Source organism: Rhodococcus sp. SGAir0479 (assembly GCF_005484805.1).
Lineage (GTDB): Bacteria > Actinomycetota > Actinomycetes > Mycobacteriales > Mycobacteriaceae > Prescottella.
The window spans coordinates 3538211-3555317 of sequence record NZ_CP039432.1 but is presented as its reverse complement, the minus strand read 5'-3'; the positions used below and the strand labels follow the sequence as shown (position 1 = coordinate 3555317).

Below are 17107 nucleotides of genomic sequence, written 5' to 3'. Positions count from 1 at the left end.
CGTGAACCCCCGCACTGCCGGTCGTGCCCTCGACGCGGTCTCCCCCGGAGACGCGCGTTCGTGGCTGCTGGTGCCCGGAACCCGCACCCGCGAACTCGAGGACCGGGGATCCGGCGCCGACGCCGTGGTTCTCGATCTCGAGGACGGCGTCGCGCCCGCCGAGCGCGCCCGCGCCCGCGACGAGATCCACGACTGGGCGGTGCGCGGCGGGCGGGCGTGGATCCGCGTGAACGCTGCCACCACCGCGGATTGGGGCGTCGACCTCGATTTCGCGGCGCGGTGCCCGGGGATTCTCGGCGTCGTGCTCGCGAAGACCGAGTCGGCCGAGCAGGTGGACGCGACGGTGGCTCGGCTCGGCGGGTTCGACGGGGGCCTGATCGGCCTCGTCGAATCCGCCACCGGGGTGCTCGAGGCCGTCTCGATCGCCCGCGCGAAGTCGTTGACCCGGTTGGCCTTCGGCAGCGGCGACTTCCGGCACGACACCGCGGCGACGGACGATTCGGCGACGGTCATGGGCGCGCGGGCCCACCTGGTGCTGGCCAGCCGGTCGGCCGGTCTCCCGGCCCCGATCGACGGACCGTCCCTCGCGTCCGACGTCGACGGGCTGCGCGCCTACTGCCGACGATCCCTGGCGACCGGGATGGGCGGCATGCTCTGCGTGAAACCGGACCACGTTCCGGTGATCGACACCGAGTTCGCGCCCAGCCCCGACGACGTGCAGCGCGCCCGGGAGCTCCTGGCGCGACCCGCCGACAGCATCGACGGCAGTTACCTTCCCCGGCTGCGCGCCGCGGAGGCGATTCTCGTCCGCGCGCGGACCTATCGGATCGACGTCGTCGAACCGGACCCGGCGCGGTCGCTCGTCGTGGGAGCCGAAGGTGCCGATCGGTAGACTTCGTGGGCCGAGTCGGCGTACGGAGCGGTAGGACTTCTCGAGGGAACGGGTGCAGCGGATGGCAGTGGTTGACGTCGACGCGGAACTTGCCGCGCTGTTCGGCGAGGCCGGCGGTGAGTCCGTGCCGGCGTACGAACGGGTCAAGAAGCTCGTCGCCGAGCAGATTCGTTCGGGCCGTTGGTCGGAGGGCGATCAGCTGCCCTCCGAGAACCAGTTCGTGGGCGCGCTGGGACTGTCCCGCATGACGATCAACCGGGCGCTGCGCGAGTTGACCGGTGAGGGCCTGATCGTCCGGATGATGGGCATCGGCACGTTCGTCGCCAGCACCAAGACGCCGTCCCCTCTGTTCGAGGTCAAGAACATCGCCGACGAGATCCAGGAACGCGGGCACCGCCACCGCACCGAGGTCGTCTTCGTCCGGGAGGAGGAGACCGACCACTCGCAGGCCTTCCTGCGGGACGCGGTCGGCGCCAAGGTGTTCCACTCGGTGCTGGTCCACTTCGAGGACGACAAGCCGATCCAGGTTGAGGACCGTCTGGTGAACCCCTCCGAGGCGCCCGACTACCTCGACCAGGACTTCACCACCATCACGCCCAACGACTACCTCAGCCGCGTCGCGCCGCTCGTGCGCGGCGAGCACGTCGTCGAGGCCGTCCTCGCCAGCCCCGAGGAGTGCCGACTGCTGCAGATCGACCGCGGCGAACCGTGTCTGCTGATCCGCCGCCGGACCTGGTCCGAGCACGGGCTGGTGAGTGCGGCGCGCCTGATCCACCCGGGCTCGCGCAACCGCCTCGAGGGCGCGTTCAACCGCTGAGCCGCCCGCGCGGGTCAGTGCGCCTCGAGGAACGGCCGCACCACCGCGAGTACCTCGGGCGCGGCCGCGACGGTGGTGGCGTGGTCGAAGCCGTCGATCACCGCGAGCCGGGAGTCGGGGATCAGCGCCCCGAGCCGCTCGGTGTCCGACAGGCGCGGTCGGTCCTCGGCGCCGACGAACAGCTGGGTCGGCACCGTCAGGGACCCCAGCGCGTCGTCCGGGATGCCCGGTTCCTGTTCCGACCGGCGCAGGTACGCGACCAGCGCACGGGTGTCGTTCGCGGCGAACGCGGCCCGTGTCGCCGGGTCCAGCGGCCAGGGGCGGTGGGCGTTCCACCGGTCGAGGAACGCCGTCATGCCCTCGTGGTCGAGGACGTCGATGCAGCCCGGGAAGAACAGTTTGTCGAACGAACCGGCCTGGGGGCGGCTGCTACCGCCGCCCGCGGTGAGGGTGCGCAGCCGGTGCGGCGCCGCGACGGCGAGTGACAGCCCGACGCGCGCGCCGAACGAATAGCCCAGATAGTGGGCGCGCTCGTGGCCCACCTCGTCCAGCACCGCGAGGATGTCGCCCACCACCAGGTCCATCGCATACGACGCCGGCTCGTGCGGTTTGTCGCTGCGCCCGTGGCCGCGCATGTCCGGCAGGATCAGCGTGAACTGCTCCCGCAGCGCCGCGACGTACCCGAATGCCCGCCAGATCGCGCTCGACAACGCGGTCCCGTGCGCCAGCACGAGCGGCGGCCCGTCCCCGAGCACCCGGTATGCGATGCCGACACCGTCGGCGGGGTTGACTGCCTTCTGCGTGACCACCCCTACACGGTAGGTGTCCCGATTCGCCGGTTCCCGCGGATGTCCGCCCTAGACTGGGCACACTCGAGAGGGAGGACGCCGTGACTTCGACGCCGGCCATCGATCCGGATCACGTCCGCCGCGCCGCGCAGGCGCTCGTCACCCCGGACATCGCCGGGTGGGCCAACCGCTTCGAACTGCTGTCCGACCCCAACCGGCTGCGGTTGCTGCTGTGCCTGCACCACGCCCCCGACATCTGCGTGACCGACCTCGCGGCGGCGCTCGGGATGACCGGGACGGCGGTGTCGCACGCGTTGCGGCTGCTGCGGCAGCAGGGCTGGGTCGCGGCCGAACGATCGGGACGCACGGTGCGCTACCGGCTGGTCGACGACACCGTGCACGAACTGCTGCACACCATCGGCGCCACCCACTTCCGCGGGCACGACGCGGGTTGAGCGCACTTCGCGCGAACCCCTGGCCCACGCCTGCGGTCCGTCCTATCGTGTGATCCGACAGCCTCACACCGAGCGGAGCATTCCTACGTCCGAACGGACCGGCGATGCACGAGATGGCGATCACGCAGAGCGTCGTGGACGCGGTGTGCGAGCGTGCCGACGGACGTACCGTGCACCGCATCCGCCTCCAGGTGGGCCGACTGTGCGCCGTGGTGCCCGACGCGATGCAGTTCTGCTTCGAACTGGTCACCGAGGGGACGATCGCGCAGGGCGCCCGGCTCGACATCGAGGAGCCACCCGGCCTGGCGCACTGCCGGGGGTGTGACACGGACTTCGCGCTGCACGACCTGGTGCTGCTCTGCCCGTGTGGCAGCGCGGACGTCGAAGTGCTCTCGGGACGGGAGCTGCGGATCATGTCGATGGAAGTGGGTTGAGCCATGTGTGCCACGTGTGGATGCGGCAAGGTCGACGAGCCGGCGGGGGCGCGGATCACCGTGCCGCACGATCACGATCACCATCACGACCATCCTCACGACCACTCCCACGGCCATCCGAACGATCACGATCACGGCCATCCGCGCACCGAAACCGTGACGCTCGAGCAGCGGATCCTCGCCAAGAACGATCGGCTGGCCGAGGAGAACCGCGCGTGGCTCACCGAACGCGGGATCGCGGCGCTCAACATCATGAGTTCGCCCGGATCGGGCAAGACCACCCTGCTCGAGCGGACCGTGCGGGAATTGCAGGAGACCGTCCCGGTGTCGGTGATCGAGGGAGACCAGGAGACACTGCTCGACGCCGACCGGATCAGGGCGACGGGTTGCCCTGTGGTGCAAGTCAATACGGGATCCGGATGCCATCTCGACGCCGAGATGATGCGCGGCGCGCTCGACGCACTGAGTCCCGCGAACGATTCGATCGTGTTGGTGGAGAACGTCGGAAACCTCGTGTGCCCCGCGCTGTTCGACCTCGGCGAGCAAGGCAAGGTTGTCCTTATCTCCGTGACGGAGGGTGCCGACAAGCCGCTCAAGTACCCGCATATCTTCGCGGTCGCCGACATGGTCGTGATCAACAAAACCGACCTGCTTCCCTACGTCGACTTCGATCTGGGCGAGTGTGAACGGAACGCGCGATCGGTCAATCCTGCTGTGCGCGTGCTGGATCTGTCTGCGACGGGCGGGCAGGGGCTCGACCGGTGGTACGAGTGGATCGCCGCCCAGCGGGCGGGCATGATCACCCGGCGTTGACAGATCAGCTTCCGCCGCGCCTTAATTGTGGTGGGCGTCACGCAAGTGGGCCGAGGGTCGACTCCGGTGACGCAGGGGCGTGGAGCCCCGGGGAGTGGCCGACATGTCGACACCGACCAAAGCTGCGAACAAACCGGAAGACACCGAAACCGAACAGGGCGTCATCCACGTCCTGTGGATCAACGCGGGACTGAGCTGCGACGGGGACTCGGTGTCCCTCACCGCTGCGAGCCAGCCGAGCGTCGAGGAGATCGCACTCGGTGCGCTCCCCGGGCTGCCGAAGGTCGCCGTCCACTGGCCGCTGATCGACTTCGAGTGCGGGCCGGCGGGCGGCGCGGACGATTTCCTGGAGTGGTTCTGGCGGGCCGATCGCGGAGAACTGGAACCGTTCGTGCTCGTCGTCGAGGGCTCGATCCCCAACGAGAACCTGCACGACGAGGGGTACTGGTGCGGGTTCGGCAACAACCCGGACACGGGCCAGCCGGTGACGACAAGCGAGTGGCTGGACCGACTGGCGCCCAAGGCAACCGCGATCGTCGCGGCGGGTACGTGTGCGACATACGGCGGAATCCACGCGATGGCGGGCAATCCGACCGGTGCGATGGGTGTGCCCGACTATCTGGGCTGGGACTGGAAGTCGAAGGCGGGGCTGCCGGTGGTGTGCGTTCCTGGCTGTCCCATCCAGCCCGACAATCTCTCCGAGACCCTGACATACCTGCTGTATCAGGTCACCGACCAGGCCCCGATGATCCCGCTCGACGACATGCTGCGCCCCAAGTGGTTGTTCGGGCAGACCGTGCACGAGGGGTGCGACCGGGCCGGCTACTACGAGCAGGGTGACTTCGCCACCGAGTACGGCTCTCCCAAGTGCATCGTCAAGCTCGGGTGCTGGGGGCCGGTGGTGAAATGCAATGTCCCCAAGCGGGGTTGGATGGCCGGCATCGGCGGGTGCCCCAACGTGGGTGGCATCTGCATCGGCTGCACCATGCCCGGCTTCCCGGACAAGTTCATGCCGTTCATGGACGAGCCGCCCGGCGGCATCCTGTCGAGTTCGGTGTCGGAGGTGTACGGCTCGGTCATCCGCACGCTCCGCCACGTCACGGGGCGCACCCTGGACAAGGAACCTCACTGGCGCGTGCCGGGGCGCCTTCTGAGAACGGGGGCCGTGCGTTCCTGGTAGTGCGAGAACGGCCGACCGCCGAGCAGAGAGAGGCTTCTCGATGACTTCCACAGTGCCCGAACCGACCCGGGGCGCGACCGACGACAAGGGCCTGGTCGAGATGGCCTGGGATCCGATCACCCGGATCGTCGGCAGCCTGGGCATCTACACCAAGGTCGACTTCAAGAACAAGAAGGTCGCGGAGTGTCACAGCACGTCGTCGATCTTTCGCGGTTACGCGATCTTCATGAAGGGGAAGGATCCGCGCGACGCCCACTTCATCACGAGCCGGATCTGCGGAATCTGCGGGGACAACCACGCCACGTGCTCGTGCTACGCACAGAACATGGCGTACGGGGTCCGGCCGCCGCACCTGGGTGAATGGATCGCCAACCTCGGCGAGGCCGCCGAATACATGTTCGACCACAACATCTTCCAGGAGAACCTGGTCGCGGTCGACTACTGCGAGAAGATGGTGTCGGAGACCAATCCCGGTGTCCTCGTACAGGCCGAGAAGACCGCGGCGCCGCACGCGGACGCGCACGGCTATCGCACCATCGCCGACATCATGCGGGCGCTCAATCCGTTCACGGGCGAGTTCTACCGGGAAGCACTGCAGGTCAGTCGCCTCACCCGCGAGATGTTCTGCCTCATGGAGGGCCGGCACGTCCATCCGTCGACGCTGTATCCCGGCGGTGTCGGCACCGTCGCGACGGTCCAGTTGATCACCGACTACACGACGCGCCTGATGCGGTACGTCGAGTTCATGAAGAAGGTCGTCCCCATGCACGACGACCTGTTCGACTTCTTCTACGAGGCGCTGCCCGGGTACGAGCACGTCGGTGAGCGCCGGGTGATGCTGGGCTGCTGGGGCGCCTTCCAGGACCCGGAGGTCTGCAACTTCGAGTACAAGGACATGACCGACTGGGGCCGGAAGATGTTCGTCACGCCGGGCGTCGTCGTCGACAACAAGCTGGTGACGACCGACCTGGTGGACATCAATCTCGGCATCCGGATCGAGCTCGGTTCCTCGTACTACGACGACTGGTCCGACCAGGAGATGTTCGTGACCAGGGATCCGCTGGGCAACCCGGTCGATCGGCGGCATCCGTGGAATCAGCACACCAACCCCAAGCCGCAGAAGCGCGATCTCGAGGACAAGTACAGCTGGGTGATGTCTCCGCGGTGGTTCGACGGCAAGAGCAACCTCGCACTCGACACCGGCGGCGGAGCCCTGGCCCGGATGTGGTCCACCGCGCTCGCTGGGCTGGTCGAGACCGACGAGGTGAAGTCCACCGGACACAGTGTCCAGATCGACTTTCCGAAGACGGCGCTGAAGGGCCCGGTCCAGCTGGAGTGGAAGATTCCGCAGTGGAGCAACACGCTCGAGCGCAACCGCGCGCGGACGTACTTCCAGGCGTACGCCGCGGCGATGGCGCTGCACTTCGCCCGCAAGGCGCTGGTCGAGATCAATGCCGGCCGGACCAAGACGTGGGAGACGTTCGAGGTGCCCGACGAGGGCATCGGGTGCGGGTTCACCGAGGCGGTACGCGGAGTGCTCTCGCACCACATGGTGATCCGGGACGGCAAGATCGCGAACTACCACCCGTACCCGCCGACCCCGTGGAACGCGAGTCCCCGTGATGCCGAGGGGATTCCGGGCCCGTACGAGGATGCGGTCACCGACCTCGACATCCACGAGGAGAACGATCGGGACCACTTCAAGGGCATCGACATCATGCGTACCGTGCGCAGCTTCGATCCGTGTCTGCCGTGCGGTGTCCACATGTACCTCGGCGACGGCAGGACGATCGAGAAGGTGCACTCGCCCACACAGTCCATGACCGGGGAGTGACGGATGGCGTCGGTACACGACGAGGCCCTGCGCGGGGAGACTCGGCACGCGGAGGCCCGGCACGAGGATGCCGGGCAAGCGGTGGCCGCCGAGCACTGGCGCGGCGCCGGGGACCGGATCGAGGCGCTGCTCGACGCCGCGGCGGCCGGCGGTCCGGTGGCGCGCGAGCGTGCCGAGCAACTGGTCCGGGAGGTGGTCGACCTCTACGGTGAGGCCCTCGACCGGGTCGTGACGATCGCGCGGCGCAGTCCCGGACTCGTCGACGCCCTGGCCGCCGACGAGCTGGTCTCGAGTGTGCTGCTGGTGAGTGGGCTCCACCCCCACGACGTCACGACGCGAGTGCGGACCGCGCTCGACCACGTCCGCCCGTACCTGGGCTCGCACGGCGGCGACGTCGAGCTGGTGGAGGTCACCGCGGACGGCGTCGTGCGGTTGCGGTTGCTCGGTAGCTGCCACGGCTGCCCGTCGTCGGCGGTGACGCTGCAACTCGCGGTCGAGGGCGCGGTCCAGGCGGCGGCCCCGGAGACGAACGCGATCGAGGTCGACACCGGTCCCGCCGAGACGCCGGCCACCCCCGGGGTGTTCAGCGTGGACTCGCTGCTGTCGCACGTGCGCGACGAGCAGCCCCACGGCGGAACCTGGCTGGCGGTGCCCGAATTCGAGGAGCTCGGCCCGGGGGAGGTGGGCGGGTTCACCATCGGCGGGCTCACGATGCTCGTGTGCCGGATCGCCGACGAGGTGTTCGCGTACCGGGACCGCTGCCCTGCATGCGGGAACTCGCTCGCCGGAACGGTGCTCCAGCGCCGCGCCGGTGGTCCGGTGGGCGACGCAGTGGTGCGGTGCCCCACGTGCCGCGCGCACTACGACGTCCGGCGGGCCGGGGCCGCGGTCGAGGCGCCCGGCGATCACCTCGACCCGCTGCCGGTGCTGGTGCGCGACGGTGTCCTGTCGGTTGCGATACCGACGGCGGTGACGGGATGACCGGGTACCCGGACCGCGGCACCCCCACCGGCGCGCTGGGGGTGCTTCGGCGTATCGCCGCGACCCGCCCGCGACCGATCGACGGGGAGCGCTGCGAGATGTGCGCGGTGGCGATCGCCGACGAGCATCCGCACGTCGTGAATCTGGCGGGCCGCCAACTCATGTGCGTGTGCCGGCCGTGCTATCTGCTGTTCACCGAACCCGACGCCGCCCTCCGGTACCGGGCCGTCCCCGACCGGTACCTGGCGTTCCCGCAGTTCCGCCTGGGCCCCGGGCAGTGGGACGACCTCGAGATTCCGGTGGGACTGGCCTTCTTCTTCCACAACTCCGACCAGGGCCGCACCGTCGCGTTCTACCCCGGCCCGGCCGGGGCCACCGAATCCGAACTGCCGATCGAGGCGTGGACGGCGGTGGTCGAGGCCAATCCGGCTCTCGCTACCGCCGCACCGGACGTCGAGGCACTGCTCATCCGGGTGCCGCGCAGCGGGCCCGGGCAGGCCGAGTGTCATCTACTGCCGATCGACGCGTGCTACGAACTTGTCGGACGGCTGCGGCGGTGTTGGCGCGGTTTCGACGGCGGCCAGGATGCGCGGCGCGAGATCGACGCGTTCTTCGACCGGGTGATGCGGCGCAGCGTCGCGGCGAATCCGGAGACCGCCGGGACCGGGAGAGCCGGCCCGCCCGGGGGTGCACCGTGACCGCGCTCGACTTCTCCGTCCTGTCGGTCGGACCCGAACCCTTCGCGGTCACTCCGAATTTGGTGGCCCGCGTGCGGATCGCCGAGACGACCGGTGCGCTCGTGCACGCACTCGCACTGCGTTGCCAGATCCGGGTGGAGCCCCGGCGCCGCCGCTACTCGGAGACCGAGGAGGCCGGTCTGCTCGATCTGTTCGGACCGCGGGAGCGGTGGGGATCGACGCTGGCGACGTTCCCGTGGTTGCACACGACCGCGATGGTCCCGGGGTTCAGCGGCGAATGCGTCACCGAACTGGTGATGCCGTGTACCTACGACTTCGAGGTGACGGCGTCGAAGTACCTGCACGCCCTGGATGCCGAGACGGGTGGGGCCGTCCCGCTCGACTTCCTGTTCAGCGGCACCGTCTTCACCAAGGGCGCCAACGGCTTCGGTGTCGAACAGGTGCCGTGGGACCGGGAGGCGCAGTTCGCGATGCCCGTGGACGTGTGGCGGGACGTCGTGCGCTCGAACTTTCCCTCCACGGGGTGGCTGCGGCTCGACCACGACACCATCGCCGCGCTGATGCGCTACAAGGCCGCGCGGGGTCTGCTGGGCGCGGATCAGGCCGTGGCCGAACTCCTGGCCCACGCCGGGGAGGTGTCGACGTGACCGGCATCGACGACCTCGCACGGGTACGGACGGTGGCCGACGCCGTCCTGTACGAGGGCTACCTGCTCTACCCGTACCGGTCGACGTCGTCCAAGAACCGGTCCCGGTGGCAGTTCGGCGTACTGGGACCCGACGGTGCGGCCGATCGCGGTGTGGGCGAGGAGACCGCGATGCACGTCGAGTGCCTCCTGGACGGCGACGACGGCGTGGTCGAACCGGTGCTGCGTTTCCTGCAGTTGCAGGTGCGGACGGCCGAGGCGCGGGACGCCGACGGTTTTCACGCGGTGCCCGAGCTGGTGGTCGCGGACCGGTCCTGGCTGAGCTGGGACGAGGCCGTCGAGGTGGAGGTGCCGCTCGGCGCGTTCGCGATCGCCGACCTGGCGGCGGGGATGTCCCGGACGGTTCCGGTTCCGGGCGGGGCCGACGTCGAGGAGCTGGGACCGACCGGACGTCTGGTGCGGACGCGGTTCCCGCTGCGCGCCCGGGTCGATCTGCGGGCGACGCGGGTGGGGGACGCGATCCGAATCGCGATCGAGGTCCGCAACACCACCCGCCTGGACGAGGTGGGCGAGCCCGAAGTGCCCGCACGGGAGTCCGCGATCCGCCACTCACTCGTCGGGGCGCACCTGCTGCTGGTGGCGCGGGGCACCCGGTTCGTGTCACTGCTGGAGACGCCCGAGCGCTTCACTGCGGCGACGGCCGGGTGCCGGCAGCACCGCTGCTACCCCGTCCTGGCCGGCGACCGCGGAACGTCGGGGACGAGTGACGTGGTGCTCGCGTCGCCGATCATCCTGTACGACCACCCGGAGGTCGCGGCGGAGAGCAGTGGGGACCTGTTCGACGCCACCGAGATCGACGAGATCCTGACGCTGCGGGTGATGACACTGACCGATGACGAGAAGGCGCAGGCCCGCGCGACCGATCCGCTGGCCGCGGAACTGATCGACCGCTGCGACAGCATGGGCCCGTCCGACATGCAGCGGCTGCACGGCGCGCTGCGCGACCCGCGCGCGTACGGGCCCGGCGCCGACGAACCGCCCACGTTCGTCACGCCGGGCGGGCTGGTGCCGGAGGTGCCCGGCGACGTCCCGTGGTGGGATCCCGCCGCCGACACCAGCGTCCGGCCGCACGTCGACGGCGTGCTGGTGGACGGTGTCCGCGTCGCGAAGGGCACCCTGGTGCGGCTGCGGCCGTCCCGGCGTGCCGACGCGCAGGACCTGTTCTTCGCCGGGCAGATCGCGCGGGTCGCGACCGTGCACGCCGACGTCGACGGCGGCACTCACGTCGGGGTGGTGCTGGTCGACGATCCGGCGGCCGAACTGCACGACTGGTACGGCCGCTACCTGTACTTCGCGCCCGACGAGGTGGAGCCACTCGGTCCGGTGGACGAGCGAGAGGAGAATCGGTCATGAGGGCAGTGGGAATGGTGTCCACGGTGCTGTTCGCGGCGATCGCCGCCGCCGGGGTGTGGATCGGGGTGCGGTCGATCCCCGACATGCAGCGGTACCTGCGAATGCGCCGGATGTGAGATCGTGCCGCCCGAGACCTCGCCCGACACGGAGACGCCGTCGCCCCGGATCCTCGTCGCCGGTATCGGCAACATCTTTCTGGGCGACGACGGTTTCGGACCGGAAGTGCTGCGCCACACCGGATCCGGTGATCTACCGCGCGGTGTCCGAGCGGTGGACTACGGCATCCGCGGCATGCACCTGGCGTACGACCTCTTGGGCGACTGGGACGCGATGATCCTCGTCGACGCGGTACCCGACCGGGGGCAGCCGGGTGAGGTGCGGGTGTTCGAGGTCGATCCCGACGGACCCGGCACGAGCCCGCGGCTCGACGCCCACAGCATGGATCCGGGCGCCGTGTTCGCGAGCCTGTCCGCCCTCGGAGGACGGTTGCCGCGCACCGTCGTCGTGGGGTGTCAGGTGGCGCGGACGGACGACGGGATCGGGTTGTCCGCTCCCGTCGCGGCTGCCGTGCCGATCGCCGTGGACCGGGTGCGGTCGCTGCTCACGCGGTTCGGTGCGGTGGCCCCGGTGGGCGGGGCGCGTTCCGGCGGGACGCGTGAGCAGGGGGAGGGCTGAACGATGTGTCTGGGAATTCCGGGGCGGGTGGTCCGCCTGCTCGACGGCTACGGCGGTCAACTCGCGCTCGTGGACGTCGAGGGTCGGGAACGCAAGGTCAACATCGGGATGCTCGAGGATCCGGGCGGCGGGAACGCCGCCCTCGCTCCCGGCGACTGGGTGGTGATCCACATGGGGTTCGCGGTCGAACGGGTGGACCGCGAGGGCGCCGAGCGCGCGCTGGCCGGGCTGGAGCTGATGGGACGTCCGCGCACCGCGCCGACCGACGGCGGTGACCTACCGTGACGGCCGAGACGGTCGTCGGCCGCGTCGCGGCAGCGCGGCACCGCATCACGGTCCGCGGCGTGGTCCAGGGGGTCGGTTTCCGTCCGTTCGTGGCCCGGCTGGCACACGAGCTGGGCCTCGTCGGGTTCTGCGGCAACGACGAGGTGTCGGTGTTCGTGGAGGTCGAGGGGGCGCCGGCCGCGTTGGCCGAGTTCGCGCGCCGCCTCCGGGCCGATGCGCCGCCCCTCGCGGTGGTCGTGGACGTCACCGTCGCGCCCGCGGCCCCGCGTGGCGACGACGAGTTCCGCATCGTCGACAGCCTGCACCGCCCGGGCGCGCGCACGCTGGTGCCGCCGGACGTCGGGATCTGCACCGACTGTGCGCGGGAATTGGCCGATCCGGCCGATCGCCGCTACCGGCACCCGTTCGTCAACTGCACCAACTGCGGTCCCCGGTACACCGTGATCACGGATCTGCCGTACGACCGCCCGTCCACCACGATGGCGCGGTTCCCCATGTGCGCGCGGTGCGCGCGCGAATACGCCGACCCTGGAAACCGGCGCTACCACGCGCAACCGATCTGCTGTCCCGACTGCGGTCCGCGCATCTTCGCCGAGGCCGACGGCCGGCGGATCGGCGGGGACGACGCGGTGCTCGAGCGGGTGCAGCGCGAGATCACCGATGGCGGCATCGTCGCGGTGAAGGGTATCGGCGGCTTCCACCTCGTCTGCGACGCAACCGATCCCGGCGCCGTGTCCCGGCTGCGCGCCCGCAAGCAACGCCCGGCCAAGCCGTTCGCGGTGATGGCGGCCGACCTGGGTGCCGCCCGGACGATCTGCGAGATCGATGCCGCCGAGACCGACGCGCTCACCTCACCCGCGCGACCGATCGTGTTGCTGCGCAGTCGAAGCGGCTCCGGTGTGGCCACCGGCATCGCCCCCGGGCTCGACGAACTCGGCGTGCTGCTGCCGTATGCGCCGCTGCACCACCTGTTGTTCGCGCCGGTCCCCGGCAGCGCCGTCCGGCCGCCGCGGCTGTTGGTGATGACGTCGGGAAATCTCGGCGGCGAGCCGCTGTGCTTCGACAACGACGAGGCGCGCGAGCGGCTGGCGGGGATCGCGGACGTGTTCCTGCTGCACGACCGTGACATCGCGGTGCCGTGCGAGGATTCGGTTCTCACCGTGGTCGACGGCACGGCCGCGCCAATCCGGCGATCGCGGGGATACGCGCCACTGCCGGTGCTGCTGGACCGGCCGGGCCCGACGGTCCTCGCCGTCGGCGCGGAGGTCAAGAACACCTTCTGCCTCACCCGGCAGGACTTCGCTTTCTGCTCGGCGCACCTCGGCGACATGGGCAGTCTCGAGAGCCGACTCGCCTTCGACCGCTCCGTGTCCCGGCTGTCCGCGCTGCAGGACGTCCGCCCCGACCTGGTGGTCGCCGACGACCATCCCGGGTACTCGACGCGCAGCTGGGCCGAGGACTTCGGCGAACGCACGGACACCGAGCTGATCACCGTCCAGCACCATCACGCACACGTCGCGGCACTGGCCGCCGAACACCGGCTGGTCGGTACCCCGCTGTTGGGGATCGCGTTCGACGGCACCGGGTACGGCTGCGACCGCACCGTGTGGGGTGGGGAGTTCCTGACGATCGGTGAGGAACTGCTCGACGCGCGCCGGGCGGGCCACCTGCAACCGTTCGCGCTGCCCGGCGGCGACGTCGCGGTCCGCAATCCGGCGCGGGTCGCCCTCGCGCTGCTGCGTGCGGCCGGCATCGACACCGCCACGGACCTGCCGTGCGTGCGGGCGTTGCCCGCGAACGAACGGGGGCTGGTGACAGCACAGCTCGACACCGGACTCGGTTGCGTCCGGACGACGAGCGTCGGCCGGCTGTTCGACGGGGTCGCATCGATACTCGGGGTGCGGCACCGGGTGAGCTACGAGGCGCAGGCCGCGGTCGAACTCGAGGCGCTCGCGCGCACCGCTGCTGCCCCCGCGGAGCTGCCGATGCCGGTCGCGGACGGCGAGATACGGCTCGCGGAGCTGATGGGCGGACTCGTCGACGGTGTGCGGGCGGGCACCGCGCCGGCCGAGCTGGCGTTCGGCTTCCACTGCGCGCTCGCGGCCGCGACCGCGGCGCTCGCGACCGACATCGCCGACCGCGCGGGAGTGGGCGTCGTCGGACTCACCGGTGGGGTGTTCCAGAACCGGCTCCTCACCGCGCTCGTCCGCGTCCGGCTCGAGGACGCCGGACTGCGCGTCCTCACCCACCATGTCGTGCCGCCCAACGACGGTGGGCTGTCGTTGGGACAGGCGGCGCTGGGGCTCGCGACGCTCGCGCGCCGCGCCCGTACCGATCCGATCTCCGAGGTGCCACGATGACCACGACCGATACGACCGTGCTGATCGACCACGAACTGTCGGCGGACCTGGCGGCAGCGGCGCTGTCGCTGGCGCGCCGTTTCCAGGCCGGGGCCACCCTCTGGGTGGTCTCGCCGCAGTGGGAACCGCACGCCCATCACGTCGCGGTGGAGTTCGTCCACCCGGTGATCATGGGTAAACGTGCGCTGCCGTCGGTGTCGCTGGTCGAAGCCGATCCGGTGGCGCAGTGCCGCGTCGCGACCCGTCCCGGTGACGTGGTGCTGGCGGTGGCGTCCGCGGACCAGCCGCAGGTGCGCGACATCATGCGGCGGGCGCCGGCGTGGGGCGCCGACACCGTGTGGATCGGGTCGGGACCGCGCCCCGAACACGGTGCGGCCACCCACATCCTGTGGGTCGACTCCGCCGATCCCATGATTCCCGCGACGGGGCGCTTCGTGCTGATGTACCACCTGCTGTGGGAACTCACCCACGTGTGCTTCGAGCATCCGGGGTTGCTGAAACCGACGGCCGACACGTGCACCGACGACGGGTGCGTCACGTGCGGTGACGAGGGCCGGCTCGCGGAAGTGGTGGCGGCGCCGTCGGATCCGTTCGAGGGGGTGCTGGTGCGAACCGCGAGCGGGGAGGAACGCGTCGACGCCACGCTGGTCGGTGACGTCGCGGTACACGATCTGCTGGTGGTCCACGGCGGCGCGGCGATCACCCGCATCGGAGCGGACGAGGAGGTGTGGTGATGACCGGATCGAGTGCGGACGGCGGGGACGCCGCGGACTTCCTCTACCCGTTCATCGACGCGCAGGAGGACGACGCGCAGGCTCTGCTCGACGACCTCGCCGCGTCGGCGCGCGGGAAGGCGGCCGAAAGCGCACGGCTGCAACAGGACTCGATCGCCGAATGGGAGGCGGGCATCGAGGAGGCCGGACGCCGGATGGCGGAGCGGTTTGCGCAGGGCGGCCGGTTGTACACGTTCGGCAACGGCGGCAGCTCCACCGATGCGGCCACTCTGGCGACGCTGTTCAGCCGTCCGGCCCGGGGCCGGCCCGTCGCGGCGTGGTCGCTGGCCGCGGATCAGGCCGTGGTGACCGCGCTCGGCAACGACGTCGGCTTCGACCTCATCTTCTCGCGTCAGATCATCGCGCACGCCGGCCCGCACGACATCGCGATCGCGTTGTCGACGTCCGGGAACTCGGACGACCTGATGATCGCGCTCACCGAGGCGCGGCGGCGGGGGCTGCTGACGATCGGGTTCGCGGGCCACGACGGCGGCCGCATGGCCGTCGCCGACGACCTGGACCACTGCTTCACGATTCGTTCGCAGAGCATTCACCGTATCCAGGAGAGTCATGCGCTCGTCGGCTACCGGCTGTGGGCGGCGGCGCAGGACCACCTGACGGGCCGACGGTCGGTGGCGGCCTCGGGACAGGAGGGCTGACGCATGGAACCGACGACGGCCGCCGAACGTGAGGACCGGGTCCTCGACCGGATCGCGTCCTTCCGCAAGCGCCGCCCCCGCCTGCTCGAGGACGTCGTCACTCTCGCGCACGGCGCGGGTGGGAAGTCCTCGGCCGCACTGGTGGACGCGGTGTTCGTGGACGCGCTGCGCAACCCGCAGCTCGAACAGTTGGGGGACGCGGCGGCGCTGACCCTGCCGGCGGGGGAGCGGTTGGCGTTCTCCACCGACTCCTTCGTGGTGCGGCCGCTGCAGTTCCCGGGCGGCTCGATCGGCAACCTCGCGGTCCACGGCACGGTGAACGATCTCGCGGTGACGGGGGCGCGGCCGCTGTGGCTGTCGGCCGCCTTCGTCATCGAGGAGGGATTCGAGATCGCGCTGCTGCGCGAGATCGTCCGGGACATGGCGGATTCCGCCGCGCAGGCCGGTGTGCACGTCGTCACCGGCGACACCAAGGTCGTGGGCAGGGGCGCCGCCGACGGCGTGTACATCTGCACCGCCGGGGTGGGGGCGCTGCCGGCGACGCGCACCCTGGGGCCGGAGTACGTGCGACCCGGCGACCGGGTCCTGTTGTCCGGCACGATCGGCGAGCACGGGATGGCGGTGATGCTCGCGCGCGGAGAACTCGCGATCGAGGCCGACATCCGCTCCGACACCGCCCCGGTCAACGGCTTGGTGCACGCGCTGCTGGACGCGGCCCCGTCCACCCGGTGGATGCGGGACGCGACCCGGGGCGGCGTCGGCACGGTGTGCAACGAACTGGCACAGTCCACGGGCTTCGCCGTCGTGCTCGACGAGGAGTCCGTCCCGGTACTGCCGCAAGTGTCGGGCGCGTGCGACCTGCTGGGCATCGACCCGCTGTACGTCGCGAACGAGGGCAGGTTCGTCGCGGTGGTGCCGGCCGAGGAGACGGACGCGGCGCTGGCGGCGCTGCGGGCGTGCCCGGGCGGCGAACGGGCCGCCGTGGTGGGCGAGATTCTGTCCGAGCCGGAGGGCATCGTGGCGCTGCGCACCGCCTTCGGCGGCAGCCGCATCGTCGACATGCTGGTGGGCGACCCGCTACCGCGAATCTGTTGAGCGAGAGGAGGAAACGGCATGTGTCTGGGCATTCCGGGGCAGGTGGTGCAGATGGTCGACACCGAGCAGTACCTGGCGAAGGTGGACGTGAGCGGCGTGCAGCGCACGATCAGCGTGCGCCTGCTCGCCGACGAGGGCCTGACCGTGGGGGATTGGGTGCTGGTCCACGTGGGGTTCGCGATGGCGCGGATCGACGAGGCCGAGGCCGCACTCACGCTCGACCAGGTCCAGCGGATGGGCGCCGACTACGAGAACGAGATGGACGCGTTCCATTCCTCGCGTATCAACTGAGATCGCGGCCCGAGGAGG

At 70.5% G+C, this 17107-nt stretch carries 20 protein-coding genes; 19 read left to right on the top strand and 1 reads right to left on the bottom strand.

From position 1 onward, the window contains the following. Position 1: 1 nt before the first annotated feature. Positions 2–892 carry an HpcH/HpaI aldolase/citrate lyase family protein gene (locus tag E7742_RS16525; protein ID WP_137799930.1) on the top strand — a complete coding sequence of 297 codons (891 nt, stop codon included), beginning with the start codon at positions 2–4 and terminating at the stop codon, positions 890–892. Positions 893–953: 61 nt separating this feature from the next. Continuing rightward, positions 954–1709, top strand: coding sequence for a histidine utilization repressor (gene hutC, locus E7742_RS16520; RefSeq protein WP_137799929.1), 756 nt, complete (start codon positions 954–956; stop codon positions 1707–1709). Positions 1710–1723: 14 nt separating this feature from the next. On the opposite strand, the gene E7742_RS16515 is transcribed toward hutC, so the two are convergent. Further along, positions 1724–2518 (bottom strand): alpha/beta fold hydrolase, encoded by a 795-nt coding sequence (locus E7742_RS16515; protein WP_137799928.1) that lies wholly within the window; start codon positions 2516–2518, stop codon positions 1724–1726. A gap of 80 nt (positions 2519–2598) precedes the next feature. Here E7742_RS16515 and E7742_RS16510 point away from each other — a divergent pair, with 80 nt between their 5' ends. The 17 genes from E7742_RS16510 (at position 2599) to E7742_RS16435 (ending at position 17089) form a co-directional block, all read left to right on the top strand. After that, on the top strand, positions 2599–2952 hold the full coding sequence (locus E7742_RS16510; protein ID WP_137799927.1) for an ArsR/SmtB family transcription factor: 354 nt from the start codon (positions 2599–2601) through the stop codon (positions 2950–2952). Positions 2953–3056: 104 nt separating this feature from the next. Further along, positions 3057–3386: a hydrogenase maturation nickel metallochaperone HypA/HybF gene (locus tag E7742_RS16505; RefSeq protein ID WP_137799926.1), complete on the top strand. Its 330-nt coding sequence runs from the start codon at positions 3057–3059 to the stop codon at positions 3384–3386. A 3-nt stretch (positions 3387–3389) separates the two neighbouring features. Next, positions 3390–4199, top strand: a complete 810-nt coding sequence (gene hypB, locus E7742_RS16500; RefSeq protein WP_137799925.1) for a hydrogenase nickel incorporation protein HypB — start codon at positions 3390–3392, stop codon at positions 4197–4199. Positions 4200–4302: 103 nt separating this feature from the next. Beyond that, entirely contained in the window at positions 4303–5379 is a 1077-nt protein-coding gene (locus tag E7742_RS16495) for a hydrogenase expression protein HypE (RefSeq protein WP_137799924.1), read from the top strand. Between the two features lie 40 nt (positions 5380–5419). Next, complete coding sequence (locus E7742_RS16490) at positions 5420–7213, top strand: nickel-dependent hydrogenase large subunit (protein WP_137799923.1); 1794 nt, start codon at positions 5420–5422, stop codon at positions 7211–7213. Positions 7214–7369: 156 nt separating this feature from the next. Continuing rightward, the gene (locus tag E7742_RS16485; protein ID WP_254699338.1) at positions 7370–8194 is read left to right on the top strand and encodes a NifU family protein; all 825 of its coding nucleotides are present in this window, start codon (positions 7370–7372) and stop codon (positions 8192–8194) included. After that, the gene (locus tag E7742_RS16480; protein ID WP_254699035.1) at positions 8191–8892 is read left to right on the top strand and encodes a DUF5947 family protein; all 702 of its coding nucleotides are present in this window, start codon (positions 8191–8193) and stop codon (positions 8890–8892) included. Before E7742_RS16485 ends, E7742_RS16480 begins: the two co-directional genes overlap by 4 nt. Then, on the top strand, positions 8889–9539 hold the full coding sequence (locus E7742_RS16475; RefSeq protein WP_137799921.1) for a DUF6084 family protein: 651 nt from the start codon (positions 8889–8891) through the stop codon (positions 9537–9539). Before E7742_RS16480 ends, E7742_RS16475 begins: the two co-directional genes overlap by 4 nt. After that, positions 9536–10951 carry a hypothetical protein gene (locus E7742_RS16470; RefSeq protein ID WP_137799920.1) on the top strand — a complete coding sequence of 472 codons (1416 nt, stop codon included), beginning with the start codon at positions 9536–9538 and terminating at the stop codon, positions 10949–10951. The genes E7742_RS16475 and E7742_RS16470 overlap by 4 nt, the downstream gene beginning before the upstream one ends. Then, on the top strand, positions 10948–11067 hold the full coding sequence (locus E7742_RS23890) for a DUF6893 family small protein (protein ID WP_441346860.1): 120 nt from the start codon (positions 10948–10950) through the stop codon (positions 11065–11067). The genes E7742_RS16470 and E7742_RS23890 overlap by 4 nt, the downstream gene beginning before the upstream one ends. Before the next feature lie 4 nt (positions 11068–11071). Next, on the top strand, positions 11072–11626 hold the full coding sequence (locus tag E7742_RS16465; RefSeq protein ID WP_137799919.1) for a hydrogenase maturation protease: 555 nt from the start codon (positions 11072–11074) through the stop codon (positions 11624–11626). 3 nt (positions 11627–11629) lie between these two features. After that, complete coding sequence (locus tag E7742_RS16460) at positions 11630–11911, top strand: HypC/HybG/HupF family hydrogenase formation chaperone (protein WP_137799918.1); 282 nt, start codon at positions 11630–11632, stop codon at positions 11909–11911. Continuing rightward, on the top strand, positions 11908–14271 hold the full coding sequence (gene hypF / locus E7742_RS16455; RefSeq protein ID WP_137799917.1) for a carbamoyltransferase HypF: 2364 nt from the start codon (positions 11908–11910) through the stop codon (positions 14269–14271). The genes E7742_RS16460 and hypF overlap by 4 nt, the downstream gene beginning before the upstream one ends. After that, positions 14268–15005, top strand: coding sequence for a HypC/HybG/HupF family hydrogenase formation chaperone (locus E7742_RS16450; RefSeq protein ID WP_137799916.1), 738 nt, complete (start codon positions 14268–14270; stop codon positions 15003–15005). Before hypF ends, E7742_RS16450 begins: the two co-directional genes overlap by 4 nt. Beyond that, entirely contained in the window at positions 15005–15703 is a 699-nt protein-coding gene (locus E7742_RS16445; protein ID WP_137799915.1) for a D-sedoheptulose-7-phosphate isomerase, read from the top strand. The genes E7742_RS16450 and E7742_RS16445 overlap by 1 nt, the downstream gene beginning before the upstream one ends. A 3-nt stretch (positions 15704–15706) precedes the next feature. Continuing rightward, complete coding sequence (gene hypE / locus E7742_RS16440; RefSeq protein ID WP_137799914.1) at positions 15707–16798, top strand: hydrogenase expression/formation protein HypE; 1092 nt, start codon at positions 15707–15709, stop codon at positions 16796–16798. 18 nt (positions 16799–16816) lie between these two features. Further along, positions 16817–17089, top strand: a complete 273-nt coding sequence (locus tag E7742_RS16435) for a HypC/HybG/HupF family hydrogenase formation chaperone (protein WP_137799913.1) — start codon at positions 16817–16819, stop codon at positions 17087–17089. The last annotated feature ends 18 nt before the right edge of the window (positions 17090–17107 follow it).

Coding starts and splice junctions, on each gene's coding strand:
- hutC (WP_137799929.1), top strand. CDS start 954: ATGGCAGTGGTTGACGTCGACGCGGAACTTGCCGCGCTGTTCGGCGAG.
- E7742_RS16505 (WP_137799926.1), top strand. CDS start 3,057: ATGCACGAGATGGCGATCACGCAGAGCGTCGTGGACGCGGTGTGCGAG.
- hypB (WP_137799925.1), top strand. CDS start 3,390: ATGTGTGCCACGTGTGGATGCGGCAAGGTCGACGAGCCGGCGGGGGCG.
- E7742_RS16495 (WP_137799924.1), top strand. CDS start 4,303: ATGTCGACACCGACCAAAGCTGCGAACAAACCGGAAGACACCGAAACC.
- E7742_RS16490 (WP_137799923.1), top strand. CDS start 5,420: ATGACTTCCACAGTGCCCGAACCGACCCGGGGCGCGACCGACGACAAG.
- E7742_RS16480 (WP_254699035.1), top strand. CDS start 8,191: ATGACCGGGTACCCGGACCGCGGCACCCCCACCGGCGCGCTGGGGGTG.
- E7742_RS23890 (WP_441346860.1), top strand. CDS start 10,948: ATGAGGGCAGTGGGAATGGTGTCCACGGTGCTGTTCGCGGCGATCGCC.
- E7742_RS16460 (WP_137799918.1), top strand. CDS start 11,630: ATGTGTCTGGGAATTCCGGGGCGGGTGGTCCGCCTGCTCGACGGCTAC.
- E7742_RS16450 (WP_137799916.1), top strand. CDS start 14,268: ATGACCACGACCGATACGACCGTGCTGATCGACCACGAACTGTCGGCG.
- E7742_RS16445 (WP_137799915.1), top strand. CDS start 15,005: ATGACCGGATCGAGTGCGGACGGCGGGGACGCCGCGGACTTCCTCTAC.
- hypE (WP_137799914.1), top strand. CDS start 15,707: ATGGAACCGACGACGGCCGCCGAACGTGAGGACCGGGTCCTCGACCGG.
- E7742_RS16435 (WP_137799913.1), top strand. CDS start 16,817: ATGTGTCTGGGCATTCCGGGGCAGGTGGTGCAGATGGTCGACACCGAG.